At 64.6% G+C, this 21,766-nt stretch carries 24 protein-coding genes; 23 read left to right on the forward strand and 1 reads right to left on the reverse strand.

Going from position 1 to position 21,766, the window contains the following annotated elements:
- The first annotated feature begins 23 nt into the window (after positions 1 to 23).
- From JGU72_RS11250 to JGU72_RS11310, 13 genes are all read left to right on the forward strand, one after another.
- Positions 24 to 1,091 carry an SDR family NAD(P)-dependent oxidoreductase gene (locus tag JGU72_RS11250; protein WP_199683994.1) on the forward strand — a complete coding sequence of 356 codons (1,068 nt, stop codon included), beginning with the start codon at positions 24 to 26 and terminating at the stop codon, positions 1,089 to 1,091.
- A 53-nt stretch (positions 1,092 to 1,144) separates the two neighbouring features.
- Positions 1,145 to 1,969: an SDR family oxidoreductase gene (locus JGU72_RS11255; protein WP_199683995.1), complete on the forward strand. Its 825-nt coding sequence runs from the start codon at positions 1,145 to 1,147 to the stop codon at positions 1,967 to 1,969.
- A gap of 304 nt (positions 1,970 to 2,273) precedes the next feature.
- On the forward strand, positions 2,274 to 2,843 hold the full coding sequence (locus JGU72_RS11260; RefSeq protein WP_199683996.1) for an NADPH-dependent FMN reductase: 570 nt from the start codon (positions 2,274 to 2,276) through the stop codon (positions 2,841 to 2,843).
- A gap of 74 nt (positions 2,844 to 2,917) precedes the next feature.
- Positions 2,918 to 3,283: a DUF5313 family protein gene (locus JGU72_RS11265; protein ID WP_199683997.1), complete on the forward strand. Its 366-nt coding sequence runs from the start codon at positions 2,918 to 2,920 to the stop codon at positions 3,281 to 3,283.
- A gap of 159 nt (positions 3,284 to 3,442) precedes the next feature.
- A complete protein-coding gene (locus JGU72_RS11270; protein WP_199683998.1) occupies positions 3,443 to 3,892 on the forward strand; it encodes a TIGR02611 family protein in 450 nt (149 codons plus the stop codon).
- Positions 3,889 to 4,506, forward strand: coding sequence for a hypothetical protein (locus JGU72_RS11275; RefSeq protein ID WP_199683999.1), 618 nt, complete (start codon positions 3,889 to 3,891; stop codon positions 4,504 to 4,506). Before JGU72_RS11270 ends, JGU72_RS11275 begins: the two co-directional genes overlap by 4 nt.
- A 58-nt stretch (positions 4,507 to 4,564) precedes the next feature.
- Positions 4,565 to 6,610, forward strand: coding sequence for a threonine--tRNA ligase (gene thrS / locus JGU72_RS11280; protein ID WP_199684000.1), 2,046 nt, complete (start codon positions 4,565 to 4,567; stop codon positions 6,608 to 6,610).
- Positions 6,607 to 7,152 (forward strand): ATP adenylyltransferase, encoded by a 546-nt coding sequence (locus JGU72_RS11285; RefSeq protein WP_199684001.1) that lies wholly within the window; start codon positions 6,607 to 6,609, stop codon positions 7,150 to 7,152. The genes thrS and JGU72_RS11285 overlap by 4 nt, the downstream gene beginning before the upstream one ends.
- A gap of 50 nt (positions 7,153 to 7,202) precedes the next feature.
- Complete coding sequence (gene pgsA / locus JGU72_RS11290; protein WP_199684002.1) at positions 7,203 to 7,889, forward strand: phosphatidylinositol phosphate synthase; 687 nt, start codon at positions 7,203 to 7,205, stop codon at positions 7,887 to 7,889.
- Positions 7,886 to 8,797, forward strand: coding sequence for a phosphatidylinositol mannoside acyltransferase (locus JGU72_RS11295; protein WP_199684003.1), 912 nt, complete (start codon positions 7,886 to 7,888; stop codon positions 8,795 to 8,797). Before pgsA ends, JGU72_RS11295 begins: the two co-directional genes overlap by 4 nt.
- Positions 8,794 to 9,918, forward strand: a complete 1,125-nt coding sequence (locus tag JGU72_RS11300) for a glycosyltransferase family 4 protein (RefSeq protein ID WP_199684004.1) — start codon at positions 8,794 to 8,796, stop codon at positions 9,916 to 9,918. The genes JGU72_RS11295 and JGU72_RS11300 overlap by 4 nt, the downstream gene beginning before the upstream one ends.
- Positions 9,918 to 10,946 (forward strand): NUDIX hydrolase, encoded by a 1,029-nt coding sequence (locus JGU72_RS11305; RefSeq protein ID WP_199684005.1) that lies wholly within the window; start codon positions 9,918 to 9,920, stop codon positions 10,944 to 10,946. Before JGU72_RS11300 ends, JGU72_RS11305 begins: the two co-directional genes overlap by 1 nt.
- Before the next feature lie 6 nt (positions 10,947 to 10,952).
- Positions 10,953 to 12,104, forward strand: coding sequence for an ArsB/NhaD family transporter (locus JGU72_RS11310; RefSeq protein WP_199684006.1), 1,152 nt, complete (start codon positions 10,953 to 10,955; stop codon positions 12,102 to 12,104).
- Here JGU72_RS11310 and JGU72_RS11315 read toward each other — a convergent pair.
- Entirely contained in the window at positions 12,080 to 12,556 is a 477-nt protein-coding gene (locus tag JGU72_RS11315) for a PPOX class F420-dependent oxidoreductase (RefSeq protein ID WP_199684007.1), read from the reverse strand. The genes JGU72_RS11310 and JGU72_RS11315 overlap by 25 nt on opposite strands.
- Before the next feature lie 157 nt (positions 12,557 to 12,713).
- Between JGU72_RS11315 and pdxS the strand changes: the two genes are divergently transcribed.
- The 10 genes from pdxS to secF all read left to right on the forward strand — a co-directional run bounded on the left by pdxS (position 12,714) and on the right by secF (position 21,766).
- Entirely contained in the window at positions 12,714 to 13,619 is a 906-nt protein-coding gene (gene pdxS / locus JGU72_RS11320) for a pyridoxal 5'-phosphate synthase lyase subunit PdxS (protein WP_199684008.1), read from the forward strand.
- Between the two features lie 41 nt (positions 13,620 to 13,660).
- Complete coding sequence (locus JGU72_RS11325) at positions 13,661 to 14,479, forward strand: acyl-CoA thioesterase (protein ID WP_199684009.1); 819 nt, start codon at positions 13,661 to 13,663, stop codon at positions 14,477 to 14,479.
- A 46-nt stretch (positions 14,480 to 14,525) separates the two neighbouring features.
- The gene (gene pdxT, locus JGU72_RS11330; protein WP_199684010.1) at positions 14,526 to 15,140 is read left to right on the forward strand and encodes a pyridoxal 5'-phosphate synthase glutaminase subunit PdxT; all 615 of its coding nucleotides are present in this window, start codon (positions 14,526 to 14,528) and stop codon (positions 15,138 to 15,140) included.
- Between the two features lie 78 nt (positions 15,141 to 15,218).
- Positions 15,219 to 15,971 (forward strand): YebC/PmpR family DNA-binding transcriptional regulator, encoded by a 753-nt coding sequence (locus tag JGU72_RS11335; RefSeq protein WP_199684011.1) that lies wholly within the window; start codon positions 15,219 to 15,221, stop codon positions 15,969 to 15,971.
- 83 nt (positions 15,972 to 16,054) lie between these two features.
- A complete protein-coding gene (ruvC, locus tag JGU72_RS11340; protein WP_199684012.1) occupies positions 16,055 to 16,627 on the forward strand; it encodes a crossover junction endodeoxyribonuclease RuvC in 573 nt (190 codons plus the stop codon).
- Complete coding sequence (ruvA, locus tag JGU72_RS11345; protein WP_199684013.1) at positions 16,624 to 17,223, forward strand: Holliday junction branch migration protein RuvA; 600 nt, start codon at positions 16,624 to 16,626, stop codon at positions 17,221 to 17,223. The genes ruvC and ruvA overlap by 4 nt, the downstream gene beginning before the upstream one ends.
- Positions 17,220 to 18,287 (forward strand): Holliday junction branch migration DNA helicase RuvB, encoded by a 1,068-nt coding sequence (ruvB, locus tag JGU72_RS11350; protein WP_199684014.1) that lies wholly within the window; start codon positions 17,220 to 17,222, stop codon positions 18,285 to 18,287. The genes ruvA and ruvB overlap by 4 nt, the downstream gene beginning before the upstream one ends.
- A gap of 113 nt (positions 18,288 to 18,400) precedes the next feature.
- Complete coding sequence (gene yajC, locus JGU72_RS11355) at positions 18,401 to 18,751, forward strand: preprotein translocase subunit YajC (RefSeq protein WP_199684015.1); 351 nt, start codon at positions 18,401 to 18,403, stop codon at positions 18,749 to 18,751.
- A 91-nt stretch (positions 18,752 to 18,842) separates the two neighbouring features.
- The gene (gene secD / locus JGU72_RS11360; RefSeq protein ID WP_199684016.1) at positions 18,843 to 20,567 is read left to right on the forward strand and encodes a protein translocase subunit SecD; all 1,725 of its coding nucleotides are present in this window, start codon (positions 18,843 to 18,845) and stop codon (positions 20,565 to 20,567) included.
- Between the two features lie 2 nt (positions 20,568 to 20,569).
- Positions 20,570 to 21,766: a protein translocase subunit SecF gene (gene secF / locus JGU72_RS11365; protein ID WP_199684017.1), complete on the forward strand. Its 1,197-nt coding sequence runs from the start codon at positions 20,570 to 20,572 to the stop codon at positions 21,764 to 21,766.

The following is a 21,766-nucleotide window of genomic DNA, read 5'->3' on the forward strand; positions in this document are numbered from 1 at the left end:
CGCCAAATGCCAGGAGCCCCAAAATGAACCCTCTTGCCAACATCTCGATCTCCCGTCCCTCCCTGTCCAACGTCTCCGAGATCCGGGAAACGGTCACCGGAATCGCGGCAGCTGCCACTGCGCCGGTGCGGCGTCTGATCTCCGAAGAAGCTCTCCCATTGGAAGGTCGCCGGGTCGTCATCACCGGCGGATCCTCGGGCATCGGCGCGGCAGCCGCTCTCGCGGTTGCCCAGGCGGGCGGCACGCCCATCCTCGTTGCCCGCAGCCTCGACAAGCTCGAAGAGGTCAAGGCCGGCATCGAAGCGGCCGGCGGAACGGCATTCGTCTATACCTGCGACGTCACCGACGCCGAGTCCGTCACCGAACTCGTCGCCACATTGGTCAAGGACCACGAGTCGATCGACATGCTCGTCAACAACGCCGGCCGCTCGATCCGCCGCTCGCTGAGCCTGTCGCACGACCGCTTCCACGACTTCGAACGCACCATGGCGCTCAACTACTTCGGTGCCGTCCGGCTCATCATGGAACTGCTCCCGCACATGAAAGAGCACGGCTTCGGACACATCGTGAACATCTCGTCGATCGGCGTTCAGACCAACACCCCCCGCTTCGCGGCATACGTCGCGTCGAAGTCTGCGCTCGACGCCTTCAGCCGGGTCGCCGCGAGCGAGGTCCACGGTGACGGCATCACCTTCACAACGGTCCACATGCCGCTCGTCCGCACGCCGATGATCGCGCCCACCTCGATGTACGACGCCTTCCCGGTGCTCTCGCCCGAGGAAGCCGCCGACATGGTCGTTCGCGCACTCATCAAGCGCCCCAAGGAGATCGGCACCCCGATCGGCACACTCGGCGAACTCAGCTACACGCTGGCCCCGGGCCTGGTCGACGTCATCCTGCACCGTGCGTACCGACTGTTCCCGGACTCACTCGCGGCCAAGGGCGTCACGCCGGACTCCGGCGAGACCGTCAAGAAGGAAACGGCTATGAGCACGCGGGTCCTCGCGAAAGCGACTGTCGCCGTGCAGGATCAGCCCCTCTCCCGTGCAGCCAAGCGCATGGTCCGGGTGCTGCCCGGCATCCACTGGTGAACCACCCCTCCCAACTTCGAACAAGCCAACACACTCACAAAAGGACACCGAAAATGAAAAGCGTTGCAGGCAAAAGAGTTCTGATCACGGGCGCAGCAATGGGCATGGGCAAGCTGTACGCCCAGCGAGCCGTCCAGGAAGGTGCCGCAGCGGTCGTGCTGTGGGACATCAACGAGACCGCACTGAACGAGACGGCCGCTGAGCTCGCCGACTCCGGTTGCAAGATCAAGGCATACGTCGTCGACGTCTCCGACCGCGTGCAGATCGAGAAGGCGGCCGCCCAGGTTCGCGCGGACGTCGGCGATCCCCACGTCGTGGTCAACAACGCCGGCATCGTGCGCGGCAACGCCTACTTCTGGGAAACCGACAGCGCCCGCGACACCGAAATGACCATGAAGATCAACTCGCTCGCGCCGATGTTCATCGCCCGTGAGTTCCTGCCAGGCATGATCGCGTCCGACGAGCAGGCACGCCTGATCAACATCTCCTCCGCCGCAGGCCTCACCGCCAATCCGCGGATGGCGTCGTACTGCGGCTCGAAGTGGGCGGCCGTCGGCTGGTCCGACTCGGTGCGCCTCGAACTCGAGCAGGCCGGTCACTCGCACGTCAAGGTCACCACGGTGTGCCCGTACTACATCAACACCGGCATGTTCGAAGGCGCCAAAGCTGCTCCGCTGCTGCCGATCCTGGAGCCCGAGACCGTCGTCGACGAGGTCTGGAAAGAAATGAAGAAGGGCGCAGCGTTCGTCGTGCTCCCCAAGACGGTGCTGCTGTCCGAGGTCTTCAAGGGCATCCTCCCGACGTCCCTGCGTGACTTCGTCGCCGGCCGCGTCCTGGGCGTCTACAAGACGATGGAAGATTTCACCGGCCGCAAGTAGGTCGGCGGGGGCCTGCGGTGAGACCGAACGAGCGGTTCGGGCTCGCGGCGTGTCGGTGACCATTTGGTCGTGATCAGCGGGGGCTGCGGTGAGACCGAATGAGTGGTTCGGGCGGGGTGACCATTTGGTCGTGATCAGGGTGGCTGCGGTGAGACCGAACGAGGGGTTCCGGCTCCCGGCGTGTCGGTGACCTTTCGGTCGTGATCAGCGTGGGGCAGCGCGAGACCGTGCGAAGTTTCCAATCCTGGCGAGTGGGCATGCTTGCACCGAAAGCCTCATCCGGCCGCGCACGGAAGGACCGCACATGACCTACAAGATCGGCTACATCGTCGGCAGTCTGTCGAAGGAATCCGTCAACCGAAGTCTTGCGCAGGCGCTGATCAAAGTTGCCCCGGCCGATCTCGCGTTCGAGGAAATTCCGATCAAGGATCTGCCGCTCTACAACCGCGACCTCGATGACGACTATCCGCCCCCGGCCCGGGCTCTGAAGGAGGCAATCGGTGCGGTCGACGGGGTCATGTTCGTGACGCCCGAATACAACCGGGCCATACCCGGGGCTCTGAAGAATGCGATCGACTGGGCGAGTCGGCCCTACGGCACGAATTCGTTCGACAACATGCCGGCAGCCGTCATCGGGGGATCGCCGGGAGCTATCGGTACGGCTATGGCGCAGCAAAGTTTGCGCGGCGTTCTGACTTTCTGCAACGCCCGGCAAATGACCGCACCCGAGGCTTACATTCAGTTGAAACCTGGACTGATTACCGCCGAAGGCGATATCACCGACAGCGATACGGAGAAATTCCTCACCGAATTCATGCGCGCTTTCCGCGATCACACGTGTCGCGTTCTCACGGTGCTGCCACGCAACGAGTAAGAAGACATAAAACTGCAGGTCGCGGGGGAGATTGCCCTCTGGACAATAGCGGTGGCGAGCGTAGCGTGAGAACCATGAAGAAACCCACGCCTAGCCAATTCGTGAGGTACGCGATTGGGCAAACGCTTCCGGAGGATCTGACCGAGTGGGTACGTGACGACCTGGTCGGACCTGGTGCCGAAAGGCGCTGGCTACTGCGGTTCTTCATTCCGACACTCCCGTGGTTCGCTTTCGTGTTCCTGTTCCCGGGACCCATCGGAATAAAGATCGCAATGTTGGCCATGATGGTCGTGCCGTTCGTGGTGTTTACAGTCGCGCTGAGCTACGTCTGGCGCCGCTTCCGACTCGCCGCGCACGGACTGGACCCGCACCTGCTCGATGCCTCGAAGTTCAAGGAGCGCGACCGCCTGGCGTACCAAGCGCGTTTCGGCCACATGTAACTGCCATAGGCACAAGCCAAACGTCCCCGGGACCCATCGGGCCCGGAGGTCAGTCACCCACATGCGTTAACGCTGCGCATGTGGGTGGCGTTGTCTCTAGCGGGGCAGGGCAACGGACTCGGTACCCTTACGACATCGGAAGGCGCAGGTAGGGGAGAAATGGTGAGCACCGAGGAACTGAACACGTCGGAGTCGGACGCAAAGCCAGGCCCGCTGCACCATTGGCGCGCGCACCGGGAGAAAGTCGCCAAGAATCCGGCGCTGGACATGACCTACCGGATTGTCATCGGCGTCGTCGGGTTCGTCGTCCTCGTCGTCGGCATCATTTGCATTCCGTTTGTCGGTCCGGGCTGGCTCATCGTGTTTGCGGGCCTCGGCATCCTCGCATCGGAGTTCGAGTTTGCTCATCGCCTACTGCATTGGGTGAAGAAGCAATACGACCGCGTGATGGAGTGGTTCCTCGCGCAGAACTGGTTGATCAGAGGCATCGCTGCCGTGCTCACATTCGTCGTCACTGTCGCGGCGTTGTGGCTGCTGGGGTCGTTCTCGCTCGTAGGTGGGTGGTTCGGACTCGACTGGCCGTGGTTGGAGCGTCCGTTCTTCAAATGACGGCTGAGCCGGGAACGCGCCTGGCCGACCCCGCCTGGCTGGCCGACCGCGTCGGTGCACTGGGGGAGGCCTGGGACTGTGCCGACCGCCGGGTGATCGGCACGTTGTGGTGGTACATGGCCAGCTCCGTGCTGCTCGATTTGCCGCTGCGGCAGGTCGCGGCGGGCTCTGCGATCGCGGACCCAGCGCTCGCGGCGCTGACCTGTGACATGCGCGCCGACGGCTCGCTGGCCGCCGTCCGCTCTGCGCTGACCGTCGCCGACACGCCTGCGTTCGCCACAGCTCTGCGACCGGCCGTCGGGAGCGTGATTGTGAGTCTTGCCGAGGTCAGCGGCGCCGGGACCCCCGCGCTGTGGGCAATAGCATCGGACGCATTGGCGAACCGTGCGCTCGATGCGGGGGTACCCGAAGTTGCGTCGTCGATCGCTGCGCAGCTCTCGGCGACGATGCCGCAACCGAGATTCATCGAGGTGTCGGGTCGCCGGTTCGTCCGCCGATCGTCGTGTTGCGTCATCTACGAGACCGGCAAAGCGGCCAAATGCGTCAGCTGTCCGCGGCGAGAACCTGAGGAAAGAGCGGGGCTGCTGACCGAATTGGTTCGACGCGGCCGATAGCATGGGTCCGCCGGAAGACTCTGTATCCGGACCACCCTGCAACTAGGAGCGCACTGCCGTGAGCACACCAGCCCGCCCAGCCCAAGCCACCCTCGTCCGGGTGCCGGCAGGGACGACGGCGGGTGCTGCCGTGCGTGAAGCCGGTCTGTCCGGCAAGGGCGCAGACGCGATCGTCGTCGTCCGCGACAGCGAGGGCCAGCTCAGGGATCTTGCCTGGGTACCCGACGTCGAGGTGGAGGTCGAGGCAGTTGCGGCGGGCACCGACGACGGCCGCAGCGTCATCCGGCACTCGGCCGCGCACGTGCTCGCGCAGGCCGTCCAGCAGGAGTTCCCCGAAGCCAAGCTCGGCATCGGCCCGCCGATCAAGGACGGCTTCTACTACGACTTCCGCGTCGACAAGCCGTTCACGCCCGAGGACCTCGTGAAGCTCGAGTCCCGGATGAAGAAGATCGTCAAAGGGGCGCAACGCTTTTCGCGTCGAGTTACCGACGTGGAGTCGGCCACGGTCGAGTTGGCAGGTGAACCGTTCAAGCTCGAACTGATCACCGACAAGTCGGGTATCGACGACCCCGAGGTCATGGAAGTCGGCGGCAACGAGCTGACGATCTACGACAATCTCGATCCCCGCAGCGGCGAATTGGTCTGGAAAGACCTGTGCCGCGGTCCGCATATTCCGACCACGAAGTACATCCCCGCGTTCAAGCTGACCCGCAGCTCGGCTGCCTACTGGCGCGGCGACCAGAGCCGCGAGGACCTACAGCGCATCTACGGGACCGCGTGGGAATCGCAGGAAGCCCTCGACCACCATCTCGAACTGCTGGCCGAGGCGGAGAAGCGCGACCACCGCAAACTCGGCCTGGAGCTGGACCTCTTCAGCTTCCCCGACGAGCTCGGCTCGGGTCTGCCGGTGTTTCACCCCAAGGGCGGCATCATCCGCCAGGAGCTGGAGAACTACGCGCGTAAGCGGCACGTCGAGGCCGGCTACGAGTTCGTCAACACCCCGCACATCACCAAGGGCCACCTCTTCCAGGTTTCCGGCCATCTCGATTGGTACAAGGAGGGGATGTTCCCGGCGATGCACCTCGACGCGGAACACAACGAGGACGGCTCGATTCGCAAGCCCGGGCAGGACTATTACGTCAAGCCGATGAACTGCCCGATGCACAACCTGATCTTCCGGTCGCGCGGGCGGTCCTACCGCGAGCTGCCACTACGGATGTTCGAGTTCGGGTCGGTGTACCGCTACGAGAAGTCCGGCGTGATCCACGGTCTCACCCGCGTGCGCGGAATGACTCAGGACGATTCGCATATCTACTGCACCCGTGAGCAGATGCGCGGCGAACTCACCACGATTCTCAATTTTGTCCTCGATCTCCTCAAGGACTACGGCCTCGACGACTTCTATCTCGAGCTGTCGACCAAGGACCCGAAGAAGTTTGTCGGCTCCGACGAGGCGTGGGAAGAAGCAACCGAGGTGCTGGCGGAGGTCGGTCGCGCGTCCGGGCTGGAGCTCGTACCCGATCCGGGCGGCGCGGCGTTCTACGGACCGAAGATCTCGGTGCAGACCAAGGACGCGCTCGGCCGCAACTGGCAGATGTCGACCATCCAGCTCGACTTCAACCAGCCTGCGCGTTTCGACCTCGAGTACACCGCCTCCGACGGCAGCAAACAACAGCCGGTCATGATCCACCGCGCATTGTTCGGGTCCATCGAGCGGTTCTTCGGCGTGCTGACCGAGCACTACGCAGGCGCGTTCCCCGCGTGGTTGTCGCCTGTTCAGGTGGTCGGCATCCCGGTTGCGGAACCGCACGTCGAGCACTTGCAGGGCGTCGCGGAGCTGTTGCGGAACAAGGGAATTCGGGTCGACGTCGATGTGAGCGACGACCGGATGCAGAAGAAGATCTTCAATCACACCGCCCACAAGGTGCCGTTCATGCTCCTTGCCGGTGAGCGTGACGTCTCGGCGGGTGCCGTGAGCTTCCGTTTCCGCGACGGCACCCAGGTGAACGGTGTCCCGGTGGCCCAGGCGATCGACACCATCGTCGACTGGATCGGCCGGCGTGAGAACGCATCGCCGACGGCCGAGCTGGTCGCGCCGTCATGAGCGAAGGCGAACTCGTGGACCGGGGTGCGGGACAGCCGGATCGGCTCGAACGGATCTGGACCCCGCACCGGATGTCCTACATCGTCGACGCGGTGAAGCCGACCGACGCGACCGGCGAACCGTTCACCGACATTCCCAAAATGACGGACGAAGAAGGCCTCGTCGTCGCGCGCGGCGAGCACGTGTACGCGGTGCTGAACCTCTACCCGTACAACCCGGGGCACATGATGATCGTGCCGTTCCGCAGGGTCGCGAACCTGGAGGACCTCACCGCGGACGAAAGTGCCGAACTCATGGCGTTCACACAGCAGGCGATCCGTGTGATCAAGCGAGTCTCGCAGCCGCACGGTTTCAATGTTGGCCTCAACCTCGGCAGTGTCGCAGGCGGTTCGCTGGCCGAACACCTGCACCAGCACGTCGTGCCGCGATGGGGCGGGGACGCGAATTTCATCACGGTGATCGGCGGCACGAAGGTCATGCCGCAGCTTCTTCGGGACACCCGGGCGCTGCTTGCGGCTGCATGGACCGATGGAAGCGTCTAGATTGATCGCGCTGGATCGATCGAAAAACACATGGACGAGGGGATAACCAGTTGCTGAGCTTCTTTGGGCGGGCTGCGGTCTCGAAGGCCACTTTGCCGCTGGGGAAAGCACTGAACAGCACCGGTTTGACGCCGGATTCGGTGACTCTCATCGGTACCGCGGCCTCCATCATTGCTGCTGTCACGCTCTTTCCGACCGGGCACCTGTTCTGGGGTGCGATGGTCATCTGGCTGTTCGTGATGTTCGACATGCTCGACGGTGCGATGGCCCGTGCGCGTGGGGGCGGCACCAAGTTCGGTGCTGTGCTGGATGCAACGTGTGATCGCGTCGCCGACGGCGCGATCTTCGCTGGGCTCACCTGGTGGGCGGTGTACCACGAGGGCAGCCGCGAACTGCTGATTGCGACGCTGATCTGCCTCGTGACGTCACAGGTCATCTCGTATGCGAAAGCCCGTGCAGAAGCGAGTGGACTCTCCGCGGACGGCGGCCTCATCGAGCGTCCCGACCGGCTGGTCATCGTGCTCGTCGGAGCCGGATTCACGGGTATCGGCGGGTACTTCGGCTGGGAGTGGCTCGAGTGGTCTATTCACGTCGCGATGTGGCTCCTCGCCGTCGCGAGTGTGATCACCGTTTTTCAGCGCGTGCTCGAGGTGCGCGGGTCCGAAGGCGCACGGACGATCATTCCGATTGCGACGCCGGCGCCGACCGCCGATCAGGCCGGTGAGCAGTCGTCGTGAAGCCATCGGAACGGCTGAGCGACTTCGGCTACGCGACCGGGTGGCGGCTCGTCCGGGCTTTGCCGGAGAAGTCCGCAGCTCGGTGGTTCGACCGCGGCGCCGACTTCGCGAGCCGGCGCAAAGGTGGGCCGGATCAATTGCGCCGCAACCTTTCTCGTGTTCTCGGGGTCCCGCCCGAGGATGTGCCGCAAGACCTGATCCAGGCGAGCGTCCGGTCCTACGCGCGGTACTGGCGTGAAGCTTTCCGGCTGCCGTCGATGGACCCGGCTTTCCTCGCAGACGTGGTCGAGAAAAATTGCCCGGGCCTCGAGCACCTGCATGCGGCGATCGACGGTGGCCGGGGTGCGATCCTCGCGTTGCCGCACAGTGGCAACTGGGACCTCGCCGGCGTGTTCGTCGTACAGCGCTTCGGCACCTTCGCGACGGTTGCCGAACGGTTGAAGCCGGAATCGCTGTTCTGGCGGTTCGTCCGGTATCGCGAAAGCCTCGGGTTCGAGATTCTGCCGCTGAGCGGTGGCGAACAGCCGCCGTTCGGGGTTTTGGCGGAGCGCCTGCGCGACAACAAGATCGTCTGCTTGCTGGGCGAGCGCGATCTCGCCAAACACGGTGTGCCGGTTACGTTCTTCGGCGAGCCGACGCGGATGCCGGCAGGCCCGGCGAAGCTGGCGATCGAGACCGGCGCCGACCTCCTGCCCGTTCATTGCTGGTTCACACCTGATGGGTGGGGTTTCTCGGTCGAGGCGCCGATCGACACCTCGGGTGGCGTCGGGTCGGCAACGCAATTGCTCGCGGATCGTTTCGCGGCCAATATCGCCGCACATCCCGCCGACTGGCACATGCTGCAGCCGCTCTGGCTTTCCGATCTGTCCGAGGCTCGGCTCGAGCGCATGGGGGAGGGCAGCACGTGAAGATCGGCATGGTGTGCCCGTACTCCTTCGACGTTCCCGGCGGCGTGCAAGCGCACGTCGTCGAACTCGCCGAGGTCTTCATCGAACGCGGCCATCGCGTCAGCGTGCTGGCACCCGCTGCCGAAGACACCGAATTGCCGCCGTTCGTCGTGTCGGCGGGGCGTGCCGTTGCGATTCCCTACAACGGGTCCGTCGCACGCCTGTCGTTCGGTCCGGTGTCCTATGCCCGGGTCCGGCGTTGGATCAACGACAACGACTTCGACGTCCTGCACATTCACGAGCCGAACGCGCCGAGCCTGTCGATGCTTGCGCTGAAGATCGCCGAAGGCCCGATCGTCGCAACATTTCACACGTCGACGACGAAGTCATTGGTGCTCAGCACCTTCCAGGGTGTGCTGAAGCCGTATCACGAGAAGATCAGTGGCCGGATCGCAGTGTCCGAGCTCGCAAGGCGCTGGCAGGTCGAGGCACTCGGATCAGACGCGGTCGAGATTCCCAACGGCGTCGACGTGCCTGCATTCGCGCATGCGAAGCCGTTGCCCGGCTACCCACGCGCGGGCGGCACCGTGCTGTTTCTCGGCCGCTACGACGAGCCGCGCAAGGGGATAGCTGTGCTGCTGGAAGCGCTGCCGCACCTGGTCGAGCGGCATCCGGACCTCGAAGTGCTGGTCGTCGGCCGCGGTGACGAAGAACGGCTGCTTCGCGAAGCGGGCGAATACGCGAAGCACCTGCGCCTGCTCGGCCAGGTCACAGACGAAGAAAAGGCGTCCGCGCTGCGCAGCGTCGACGTGTACTGCGCGCCGAACCTCGGCGGTGAAAGTTTCGGGATCGTGCTCGTCGAGGCGATGGCCGCGAGTACCCCGGTGGTCGCCAGCGAACTCGATGCCTTCCGTCGTGTTCTGCGTGACGGTGCTGCCGGCATTCTTGTGCCGATCGGGGATTCGGCACGACTGTCCGACGCTCTCGACGAAGTCTTGACCGACTCCGCGAAGCGTGACTCCCTCGTCCGAGCGGCCCGCCAGGCAGTCAACGACTACGACTGGCCCGTTGTAGCCGAGCAAATTCTGCGGGTGTACGAGACGGTCACCGTCGGTGACCTTCGCGTGCGGGCGGCCGGCTGATGACGTTTTCCGCGCTGACAATCCTTGTCGTTGCGCTAGTCGCCGCTGTCGTTCTGAGCATCGGTGTCTGGGCGTACTCGACGGCGAACAGGCTCGACCGGCTGCATGTCCGGGCCGACCAGTCCTGGCAGGCGTTGGACGCTGCGCTTGCGCGGCGGGCGGTCGTCGCGCGCGCTGTTGCCGTAGCGACTACCGCGAGCTACACCGACGACAGCAAACGACTCGCGGCACTGGCAGACAAGGCGGAACGCGCAGATCGCGCAAACCGCGAAACCGTCGAGAACGAGCTGTCGAGTGCGTTGTCGGCAGTCGATATCGAGACACTGCGACCGCAACTCGTTGCCGAATTGGCCGACGCGGAAGCGCGGGTCCTCATCGCCAGACGTTTCCACAACGACGCTGTCCGGGACACCCTTGCGATCCGGACGCGCCTGTCGGTACGCGTCCTGCATCTCGGCGGCACCGCGCCGATGCCCACCTACTTCGAAATCACGGAACGTGCGAAGCCGTCGGCCGCGACCGGACTCGTTCTCGACGCCAATCGCACCTCGGCGCGTGTCGTCGTCCTGGACAAGACGGACAAGGTCTTGCTGCTGCAGGGGCGTGATCCGCTGGTTCCCGACGTGACGTTCTGGTTCACGATCGGCGGCGGTGTCCACACGGGGGAAAGCCTGCGCGCCGCGGCGGTTCGCGAGATCTTCGAGGAAACGGGCAGGAAAGTCGATCCCGAAGAGTTACGCGGCCCGATCTGGCGCCGAGTCGCGGTGTTCCCCTTCAACGGCGAGCTGATCCGGTCCGAAGAATTGTTCTTCGTGCTGGAGGTCGACGAATTCGAACCGCATTCGGCGGGTTTCACCGAGGTCGAACGCCGGTCGATCACAGGCAACAAGTGGTGCACGAGCGCTGACATCGTGGCCCTCAACGATTCCGGTGAGACCGTCTACCCGTACGAACTGGCCGACCTGCTCGCCGAGGCACGCAGCGTCGCCGCCGACCCGGGCCAGCCAGAGGTGCGGTCGATCCGGTAGCGACTGATGTGGGCCGTACTGGTTGCCGGTGGAGTGTTCGTCGTCGTCTCGGGATTGCTGCCGGGCGCCGACGCGCGCGAGATTGCGCTCGATCGCGGCGCGCCTGTCATCGGCTTTCTGGTCGCGATCACAATTCTCGCCGAACTCGCCGACAGGGCAGGAGTCTTCGACGCCGCCGCGACGTGGTGTGCGCGTGTCGCCGCAGGGTCGACGGCTCGGCTCTTTCTGCTCATTGCCGTGCTTGCCACGGCGACGACAGCCGTGATGAGCCTCGATACGACGGCGGTGTTGCTGACTCCCGTCGTGCTCGCGCTGGCGGCCCGCATCGGGGTTCGGCCGTTGCCGTTCGCGCTCCTGGTCGTTTGGTTGGCGAACACGGGAAGCATGTTCCTGCCGATCTCGAATCTCACGAATCTGCTTGCCTTGCAACGTGAGCACGTGTCGACCTACGAATTCGTGGTGCGAATGGCGCTGCCCGCCACAGTCGCCGTGCTGGTCACTGTCGGGTACCTCTTCGTGCTGTTTCGCAAAGATCTGTCCGGTCGCTACGCGATTCCGGCCGCGGTTCGGGCGCCCGACGGCTGGACATTCTGGGTGTGCGCCGCCGCGTGCGTCGGACTGGTTCCGCTGATTCTCCTGGGTGTGGCGCCCTGGCTCGCCGGCGCGTTGTGCGCAGTGGTGGCCACCGCCGTTTTCGCGGTTCGCGATCGGTCGGCGCTCGGCTGGTACCTGCTGCCGTGGCGCCTGATCGGGCTCACTACCGGGCTGTTCCTCGTCGTGATCACCATCGCCGAGCACGGTCTCACCGATTTGCTCGGGCACCTGATGGGCGATTCACCACTGCGTGCGGTCGTCGTCGCGGCGCTGTCGAGCAACGTCGTCAACAATCTGCCCGCGTACCTCGCAATGGAGCCGGCAATTCCGGTGGGTGACGGCACGCAGCACTTTGCTGTCCTGCTCGGCACGAACGCTGGTCCGCTCGTCGTGATCTGGGGCTCTCTTGCGACCCTGCTGTGGCGTGAGCGCTGCAAGGCGCGGGGTGTCGACATCTCGTGGCGGACGTTCGGCCTGGTCGGCCTCGGTGGTGTCCCGCTTGTCCTGGCGGCGTCGACCGTCGCTCTGCTGTTGACCGCTCAGCCGGGCGTGACCTCGACGTAGACCGCGGCTACCCCGAGGCCGCTGGTCACGCGATCGAAGATCGTGCGACCGCGACCGTAGTTCGCCGCGATTATCGCCTCGGCGCGTGCTGCGTCCTCGGGCGGAAGTACCCGCGCGGTGCCCTCCGCCGGCGGGCCGAGCGGTTTCCCGTTCTGCTTCGACGGTGCGATCCGCACGGCCGGATTGTTGCGCATCCGCGTGACCTTCGGGGACGCCTCCTCGGTGGTGAAGTAGAACCGGCCGTCGGTGTCCAGGCCGAACCACACAGGCGACGGGACCGGCTCGCCGCTCTTCTTGTAGGTCGTAAGCAGCGCGTACTTCTGACCGCGCAACGAGTCGAAGCCGGCGACAGGCTCTTGGCTTGCGGACTGCCACGCATCTTTGTGACGCGTGTGGTCGTAGACGAAGTCGGTGATGCGGGTAATTCGCGACTTTTGCGACTTTTGCGACATAGAAGAACCCTAACCGGGTGGCAAGGCCAGCGAACAGTAACTGGATATCAGCCTGGCCTGCGCCCCCGACTAGGATTACCACGAGAGTTCAGTTCTTCGTGGCCGCACTCGGCCAGGATCACACTACGATCCTTCACCAACGACCCAGGAGTTTGCCGTGACTACCCCAGCTTCGACCCCGACTGCGACCGGTACCGCGCGAGTCAAGCGCGGAATGGCCGAAATGCTCAAGGGCGGGGTCATCATGGACGTCGTCACCGCCGATCAGGCGAAGATCGCCGAAGACTCCGGCGCTGTGGCTGTGATGGCGCTCGAGCGCGTTCCGGCCGACATTCGTGCGCAGGGCGGCGTCTCCCGTATGAGCGATCCGGACATGATCGACAGCATCATCGAAGCCGTCAGCATTCCGGTCATGGCCAAGGCCCGCATCGGCCACTTCGTCGAGGCGCAGATTCTGCAGAGCCTCGGTGTCGACTACGTAGACGAGTCCGAAGTGCTGACCCCGGCCGACTACGCCAACCACATCGACAAGTGGAACTTCACGGTTCCGTTCGTGTGCGGTGCCACCAACCTGGGCGAGGCGCTGCGGCGAATCACCGAGGGCGCGGCCATGATTCGTTCCAAGGGCGAGGCTGGAACCGGTGACGTGTCGAACGCCACGACGCACATGCGCAAGATTCGCGACGAGATCCGTCGGCTCAGCTCACTGCCCGAAGACGAGCTGTATGTCGCTGCGAAGGAGCTGCAGGCGCCGTACGACCTGGTCCGCGAGGTCGCCGAAGCGGGCAAGCTGCCCGTCGTGCTGTTCACCGCCGGTGGCATCGCCACCCCGGCCGATGCCGCGATGATGATGCAGCTGGGTGCGGAGGGTGTGTTCGTCGGATCAGGAATCTTCAAGTCCGGCAATCCCGCTGAGCGTGCGGCCGCGATTGTGAAGGCTACGACGTTCCACGACGATCCGGATGTTCTCGCGAAGGTTTCCCGCGGGCTCGGCGAGGCGATGGTCGGCATCAACGTCGAAGAACTTCCGGTCGACCACCGGCTTGCCGAACGCGGCTGGTAGATCGCTCGCTGTTAGCCTGAGCCGTCGAAAGGGGACAGGCGATGGCAACCATCGAGCAGGCGCTTCTCATCGAGCGGCTCGAGAAAGACATCTTCCGGGGGGCGTCGACCGAGACGCAGCTCGAGCGCACGTTCGGTGGCCAGGTTGCCGGTCAGGCGCTGGTTTCGGCCGTGCGAACGGTCGATCCGGAATTCAAGGTCCACTCGTTGCACGGGTATTTCCTGCGTCCGGGCAATCCCTTCGCGCCGACCGTCTACCTCGTCGACCGCATCCGGGACGGCCGGTCGTTCGTCACGCGCCGTGTCACCGGTGTGCAGGACGGCAAGGCGATCTTCACGATGTCCGCGTCTTTTCACACCGAGGACGCGGGCATCGAACATCAGGACACGATGCCCGATGTGCCTGCGCCCGAGGACATTCCCGATCCCGAGTCGGTACTCACCCCCGAACGGCAGTGGTTGCTGCGCGAGTGGGGGCACTACGACATCCGTGTGCTGCCCGACGATCTCGTGGTGCGGCGGCCGGGTTCGGCGTCGCAGCAACAGGTGTGGTTCCGGTATCGCGAGCGGTTGCCCGATGATGCGGTCATCCACGTGTGCACGCTCGCGTACATGAGCGACATGACGCTTCTGGGATCCTCCAAGGTGATTCATCCCGATGAGCCGACCCAGACGGCGTCCCTGGACCATGCGATGTGGTTCCTGCGGCCGTTCCGCGCCGACGAATGGCTGCTCTACGACCAGACCTCGCCTTCGGCGGGATTCGGGCGCGCGCTGACGCAGGGGCGAATCTTCGACCGTGCCGGAAACATGGTTGCCGCGGTTGTGCAGGAAGGTCTGACCCGCAGGCTGCGCGACTGACCTTGTTACCGGAACAGTCCACCGGACGGCGATTCCCGCTTCTCGTATGCTCGGCGACGTGAATCAGCCGACGATTGGTGTCCTTGCGCTACAGGGTGACGTGCGTGAACATTTCTCCGCGCTCGCCGAATGCGGTGCGAAACCGGTTGGCGTGCGGCGTGTATCGGAGTTCGATGCCATCGACGGACTCGTCATTCCGGGCGGTGAGTCGACCGCCATCAGCAGGCTGCTAACCGTCTTCGATCTCTTGGAACCACTGCGCAAGCGGCTACGCGACGGTCTGCCTGCGTTCGGCTCCTGCGCGGGGATGATCATGCTGGCCTCCGAGGTCCTCGATACCCGGCCCGACGCAGAGCACCTCGACGGCATCGATATGACTGTGCGGCGAAATGCATTCGGGCGGCAGGTCGATTCGTTCGAGACCGACCTCGACTTCGCAGGCATAGAAGGCGGTCCGATGCGCGCGGTGTTCATCCGGGCGCCCTGGGTGGAGCGGGCGGGGAGCGGGGTCGAAGTCTTGGCGACGGTGCCGCACGGCCCGGCGGCGGGCCGCATCGTCGCAGTCCGGCAACGCAGTGTTCTTGCGACCTCGTTTCACCCCGAAGTGACCGGTGATTTGCGAGTGCACAAACTGTTTACCGACATCGTCCGAAAAGGCTGATCGCCGCGGCGCGTAAACTGGTCGAGTTGTCAATCGAGGAATCGATCCGACGGAAGTACGGAAGTAAGGACGTAACGCATGAGCGGCCATTCCAAATGGGCCACCACCAAGCACAAGAAGGCCGTTATCGACGCTCGGCGCGGTAAGGCCTTCGCGAAGCTGATCAAGAACATCGAGGTGGCGGCGCGTACGGGTGGCGGCGATCCGACGGGCAACCCGACGCTCTACGACGCGATCCAGAAGGCGAAGAAGACTTCCGTCCCGAACGACAACATCGAGCGGGCTCGCAAGCGCGGCGCAGGTGAAGAAGCCGGCGGCGCCGACTGGCAGACGATCATGTACGAGGGCTACGGCCCCAACGGTGTCGCCGTGCTGATCGAATGCCTCACCGACAACCGCAACCGCGCTGCCGGGGAGGTGCGCGTGGCGATGACCCGCAACGGCGGCAACATGGCCGACCCAGGTTCGGTCGCCTATCTGTTCGCCCGCAAGGGTGTCGTGGTCCTCGACAAGAACGACCTCACCGAAGACGACGTGCTGACGGCAGTGCTCGAAGCCGGGGCAGAAGACGTCAACGATCTCGGTGAATCATTCGAGGTCGTCAGCGAGCCGACCGACCTGGTCGCTGTCCGCAGTGCTCTCCAGGAAGCCGGAATCGACTACGACTCGGCCGAGGCGAGCTTCCAGGCTTCGGTCAGCGTGCCGGTCGACGCCGACGGCGCCCGCAAGGTGTTCAAGCTGATCGACGCCCTCGAGGACTGTGACGACGTCCAGAACGTCTACACGAACGTCGACGTCTCCGACGACGTTCTGGCCGAGCTCGACGCGTAGCGGCTTCGGCCGTGTCGTAGCCGTACTTTGTCACCACCTCCCGCTAAGCTCTCGAACAGCTGTTCGTAGCGAAGGGAGCGCGGGTGCGCGTGATGGGTGTGGACCCAGGGCTCACGCGGTGTGGGCTGAGTTTGATCGAAAGCGGCAAAGGTCGCGAAGTGACGGCGCTCGACGTCGACGTCGTCCGCACACCCGCGGATATGGACCTGGCGCGGCGCCTGCTGCTGATTGCCGACGCCGCCGAGTATTGGATGGACACCCACAAGCCGAACGCTGTGGCAATCGAGCGCGTGTTTTCGCAGCTCAACGTGCGAACCGCGATGGGTACCGCGCAGGCGGGCGGCGTGATTGCGCTTGCTGCGGCGCGGCGGGACATTCCGGTGACGTTTCACACGCCGAGCCAGGTGAAGTCCTCGGTGACCGGAAACGGCGCGGCCGACAAGAACCAGGTCACCGCGATGGTGACCCGTATTCTCGGGCTGCAGACGAAACCGACTCCCGCTGACGCCGCCGATGCGCTGGCACTGGCGATCTGCCATTGCTGGCGGGCGCCGATGCTGGAGCGCATGGCAGCAGCGGAAGCTGCTGCGGCAGAACAGAAACGACGGTACGGGGCGCGGCTCGCGCAGGTCCGCAAGGAGGCGAAAGTCAAATGATCGCATCGATTCGCGGCGAGGTGCTCGAGATCGCGCTCGACCATTGCGTCATCGAGGCCGCCGGTGTCGGCTACCGGCTCAACGCCACACCGGCCACGCTCGGGACCTTGCACCGCGGCGACGAAGCGCGACTCGTCACGGCGATGATCGTCCGCGAGGACTCGATGACGCTCTTCGGGTTCGCGGATACCGAGTCGCGGGACTTGTTCGGGCTGTTGCAGACGGTGTCGGGTGTCGGGCCACGTCTGGCGATGGCGGTGCTCGCGGTCCTCGAACCCGAGGCGCTGAGGAAAGCGCTCGCGGAAGGCAACCACACGGCGTTGATGCGGGTACCCGGGATCGGCAAGCGCGGCGCCGAGCGGCTGGTCGTCGAACTGCGCGACAAAGTGGAAGCTGTTCCGGTGCAGGCACATCCGGACGCGCCGGTGCCTGTCGTCGGGCCGGTGCGCGATCACATCGTCGAGGCGCTCACCGGACTCGGCTTTCCCGCCAAGCAGGCCGAGCAGGCGACCGATACTGTTCTCTCCGAAGAACCCGATGCGACGACGTCGTCCGCACTGCGCTCGGCACTCGCACTGTTGGGTAGGAAACGGTGAGTGTGGACCACGAATCACAAGTGACACCAACATTTTTGACGTCGGACGCCGACGTCGAAGTCAGCCTGCGACCGAAGTCGCTCGACGATTTCATCGGTCAGCCCCGCGTACGCGAGCAACTGCAACTCGTGCTCCACGGTGCCAAGATGCGTGGCGGCACTCCCGATCACATACTGCTGTCCGGTCCACCCGGGCTCGGTAAGACCAGCATGGCGATGATCATCGCTGCCGAACTCGGATCGTCCCTTCGCCTGACCTCCGGACCGGCGTTGGAGCGCGCCGGCGACCTCGCCGCGATGCTCAGCAATCTCGTCGAGGGCGATGTGCTGTTCATCGACGAGATTCACCGCATCGCGCGGCCCGCCGAGGAAATGCTCTACCTCGCCATGGAGGACTTCAGAGTCGACGTCGTCGTCGGCAAGGGGCCCGGAGCGACGTCGATTCCGCTGGAGGTTGCACCGTTTACGCTGGTCGGGGCCACGACGCGCTCCGGGGCGCTCACCGGTCCACTACGGGACCGGTTCGGCTTCACCGCCCACATGGACTTCTACGAGCCTGCCGAGTTGGAGCTGATCCTTGCGCGCTCGGCCAGAATTCTCGGCGTTGCATTGCGTGACGACGCTGCCGCCGAGATCGCGGGCCGGTCGCGCGGTACGCCGCGTATCGCCAACCGCCTTCTTCGGCGTGTCCGTGACTATGCGGAGGTTCGCGTCGACGGTGTCATCACACGGGACACGGCGAGGGCCGCGCTCACGGTGTACGACGTGGACCGACTCGGTCTCGACAGGCTGGACCGCTCGGTGCTCAGCGCGCTGATCCGCAGTTTCGGCGGCGGACCGGTCGGTGTGTCGACGCTCGCCGTAGCGGTGGGGGAGGAACCGGCGACTGTCGAAGAGGTTTGCGAACCGTTTCTCGTTCGTGCGGGCATGATTGCGCGCACGCCGCGTGGCCGTGTTGCGACCGCCACAGCCTGGGAGCATCTGGGCCTCGTCCCGCCGCCGGACCTGGCCATCGGCGGTATCGAAGTGCGTGCGAGCGAGCCCCAACTGGACCTGTTCGAGTAGGTCTGCACGGGCGCGACGAAACGATCTTCACCTGTTAGTGGCAGACTGGTGTACCGCCGTGGGTCCAACTTGGCCCCCGCATCGCTTCTACCTGCTGAGGACTGACTGCCACGATGGAAAACCTGCTCTTTCCCCTTCTGCTCGTCGCCCTGCTCGTGCCGATGTTCCTCGCGATGCGGCGGCAGAAGAAAGAGATGCAGAGCACCGCGCAAATGCAGACTCTGCTCCAGGTCGGCGACCGCGTGATGATGTCGAGCGGAATTCAGGGAATCGTTGTGGAGCTCGACGACGAAACCGTCGATCTCGAGATCGCAGTCGACGTGATCACGACCTGGTCGCGTGCCGCGGTCAAGGAGGTCGTCAAGGAGGACGTCGACGTCCAGGACGAGGTCGTTGCCGACGACGCCACGCCGGCGGTCGAGGAGTCGGCGTCGGACACAGAACGCCGCCTGAACAAAGACTGACAGCTGGTTTTCGTCCGCGCGGCAGCAAACCCTGTGCCGTGCGGTCCACCAACGCGACCAATACCGCATGTACTGAGGAGATAAACGGACCGTGTCACCTTCCCAAGGATCGGTGCGTTCAGGGCGCTTGCTGGCCGTCTTTGCGGTGCTTGTGGGTGTTGTGTACGCGTTGGTCTTCTTCACCGGAGACGGCTCACCCACTCCCAAGCTCGGCATCGACCTACAGGGCGGCACCCGAGTCACACTGACCGCGCGCACCCCCGACGGCGGCGCACCGAGCCAGGATTCGTTGAAGCAGGCCCAGCAGATCATCGAGACCCGCGTCAACGGCCTCGGCGTCTCGGGGTCGGAAGTGCTGATCGACGGCGACAACCTCATCATCACGGTCCCGGGCGACGACAGCTCCCAGGCAAGGTCGCTCGGCCAGACGGCACGGCTGTACATCCGCCCGGTGCTGCAAGCTGCGGGACCGTCGCAGCCCGCGACCGAGCAGCCACAGCAACCCGCGACCACCGGTAACCCTGCGCCCGCGACCGAGCAGCCGCCCGCTCAGGAGCCTGCGCAACCGCAGTCGCGAATTTTCCCGGTCGAGGAGCCGACCGGTCCGGAGCCGACGCCGACAGGCGATCAGCCTGCGCCTTCGACAGCTCCGACCCCCGCTGCGCCGACCACCCCGGCCGATTCGGACGAGCTGACGGGTCCCGATCAGATCGCCAAGGAGATCGAAGCTGCCAAGCAGCAGCGACAGAGCGACGATCCCGCGGTCCAGGAGAAGGCACTCGCGGAGCTCGATTGCAGTAAGCCCGATCCGCTGCAGGGCAACGACGATCCGGCCAAGTCGCTCGTGGCGTGCGGCGAAGACGGCGGAAAGTACCTGCTGGCGCCGAGCATCATCGACGGCCAGGAGATCGACGACGCTGCGTCGCGGTTCGACCAGAACCAGGCCAAGAACGTCGTCACGCTCGACTTCAACTCGACTGCGAGCGAGACCTGGGCGACGTTCACCCGCGAGAACATCAACAAGCAAGCAGCGTTCGTGCTCGACTCGAAGGTCGTCAGCGCGCCCGTGATTCGAAGCGCAACCCCGGCAGGTAGTTCGACCGAGATTTCGGGCGATTTCTCCGCGGCCGGCGCAAAGAGCCTCGCGAACACCCTCAAGTACGGATCGCTGCCGCTCTCGTTCTCGTCGTCCGAAGCCGAGACCGTGTCTGCGTCGCTCGGCCTCGCGTCGCTGAAGGCGGGCCTGCTCGCGGGTGCGATCGGCCTGCTCGCGGTGCTGATCTACTGCCTGGTCTACTACCGCATGCTCGGCCTGCTGACGGCGTTGTCGCTGGTGCTGTCGGGCGTCATGGTCTATGGCCTGCTCGTGCTGCTCGGCCGCTGGATCGGGTTCACGCTCGACCTCGCCGGCATCGCCGGTTTGATCATCGGTATCGGCATGACCGCCGACTCGTTCGTCGTCTTCTTCGAACGAATAAAGGACGAAATGCGTGAGGGCCGAAGTTTCCGGTCCGCTGTGCCGCGCGGTTGGGCACGCGCAAAGCGCACGATTCTGTCCGGCAACGCGGTCAGCTTCATCGCGGCCGCCGTGCTGTACGTCCTTGCCGTCGGCCAGGTCCGCGGTTTCGCCTTCACTCTCGGCCTGACCACGATCCTCGACGTCGCGGTCGTCTTCCTCGTCACGTGGCCGTTGGTGTCGATGGCATCGCGGTCGACATTCTGGTCGAAGCCGAGCATCAACGGCCTCGGAGCTGTGCAGCAGGTTGCGAAGGAACGTAGAGCCCTCGCCGCCGGCACCAGCGCAAAGGAGCTCTGACCATGACCGAGTCGACTATCGCTGACGCTGACATCGACCAGAATGCCCAGCCGAAGCACAGCTTCCTGTCGCGGTTGTACACCGGCACAGGCGCCTTCGATGTCGTCGGCCGCAGGCGGTTCTACTACCTCCTGACCGGCGTGATCGTGCTGATCTGCTTGCTCAGCATCGTCTTCCGCGGCTTCACCCTCGGCATCGACTTCGAGGGCGGCTCAAAGATTCAGCTGCCCGCGGCAGGTGCCAGCACGGAACGCGTCGAAGAGGTCTACGCCCAGACGCTCGGCGAGGACCCCGTCTCGGTCCAGACCGTGGGCTCGGGATCCAGCGAAACGATCCAGATTCGTTCGGTTGCGCTCGACGCGGATCAGACGAATCGTTTGACGAACGCCCTGTTCGCGGAGTTCCAGCCGAAGGACAGGGACGGCAAGGCAAATCCGAACGAGATCAGTACCTCCGACGTCAGTGAGACGTGGGGCGGTCAGATCACGCGCAAGGCTTTGATTGCGCTCGCGGTGTTCCTCGTGCTCGTGACTGTTTACATCGCGGTTCGCTTCGAGCGCGACATGGCGATTGCCGCGCTGTCCGCGCTGTTCTTCGATATGGCGGTTACCGCGGGCGTCTATTCGATCGTCGGGTTCGAAGTCACGCCCGCGACGGTCATCGGCATGCTGACGATTCTCGGATTCTCGCTGTACGACTCGGTCGTCGTCTTCGACAAGGTCGAGGAAAATACCCGTGGTGTGCTGCACCTGAAGAAGAAGACTTACGCCGAGCAAGCGAACCTTGCGATCAACCAGACCCTCATGCGGTCGATCAACACCACGCTCATCGGCGTGCTGCCGGTGATCGGATTGATGGTCATTGCGGTGTGGCTGCTAGGGGTCGGCACCCTGAAGGACTTAGCCTTGGTCCAACTCGTCGGCATGATCGTCGGCGCGTATTCGTCGATCTTCTTCGCGACGCCGTTGCTGGTGTCGATCAAGGAGCGGTGGGGACCAGTGGCCGGACACACCAAAAAGGTGCTCGCTCGCCGGGACACGCTCGAATCGAAGGGGTCTGCGAAGGAACCCGCGGAGATCGTGGCGTCCGGATCGGGCGTCGCGTCGTCGACTACCACGACTCTTCGGAAGGCAGCTCCTGCGGACACTCCGCGACCAGGGAGCAGGCCGACCGGAAAGCGACACAAGAAGAGGCGCTGA

The organism is Antrihabitans auranticaus, from assembly GCF_016481275.1.
Classification (GTDB): Bacteria; Actinomycetota; Actinomycetes; order Mycobacteriales; family Mycobacteriaceae; genus Antrihabitans.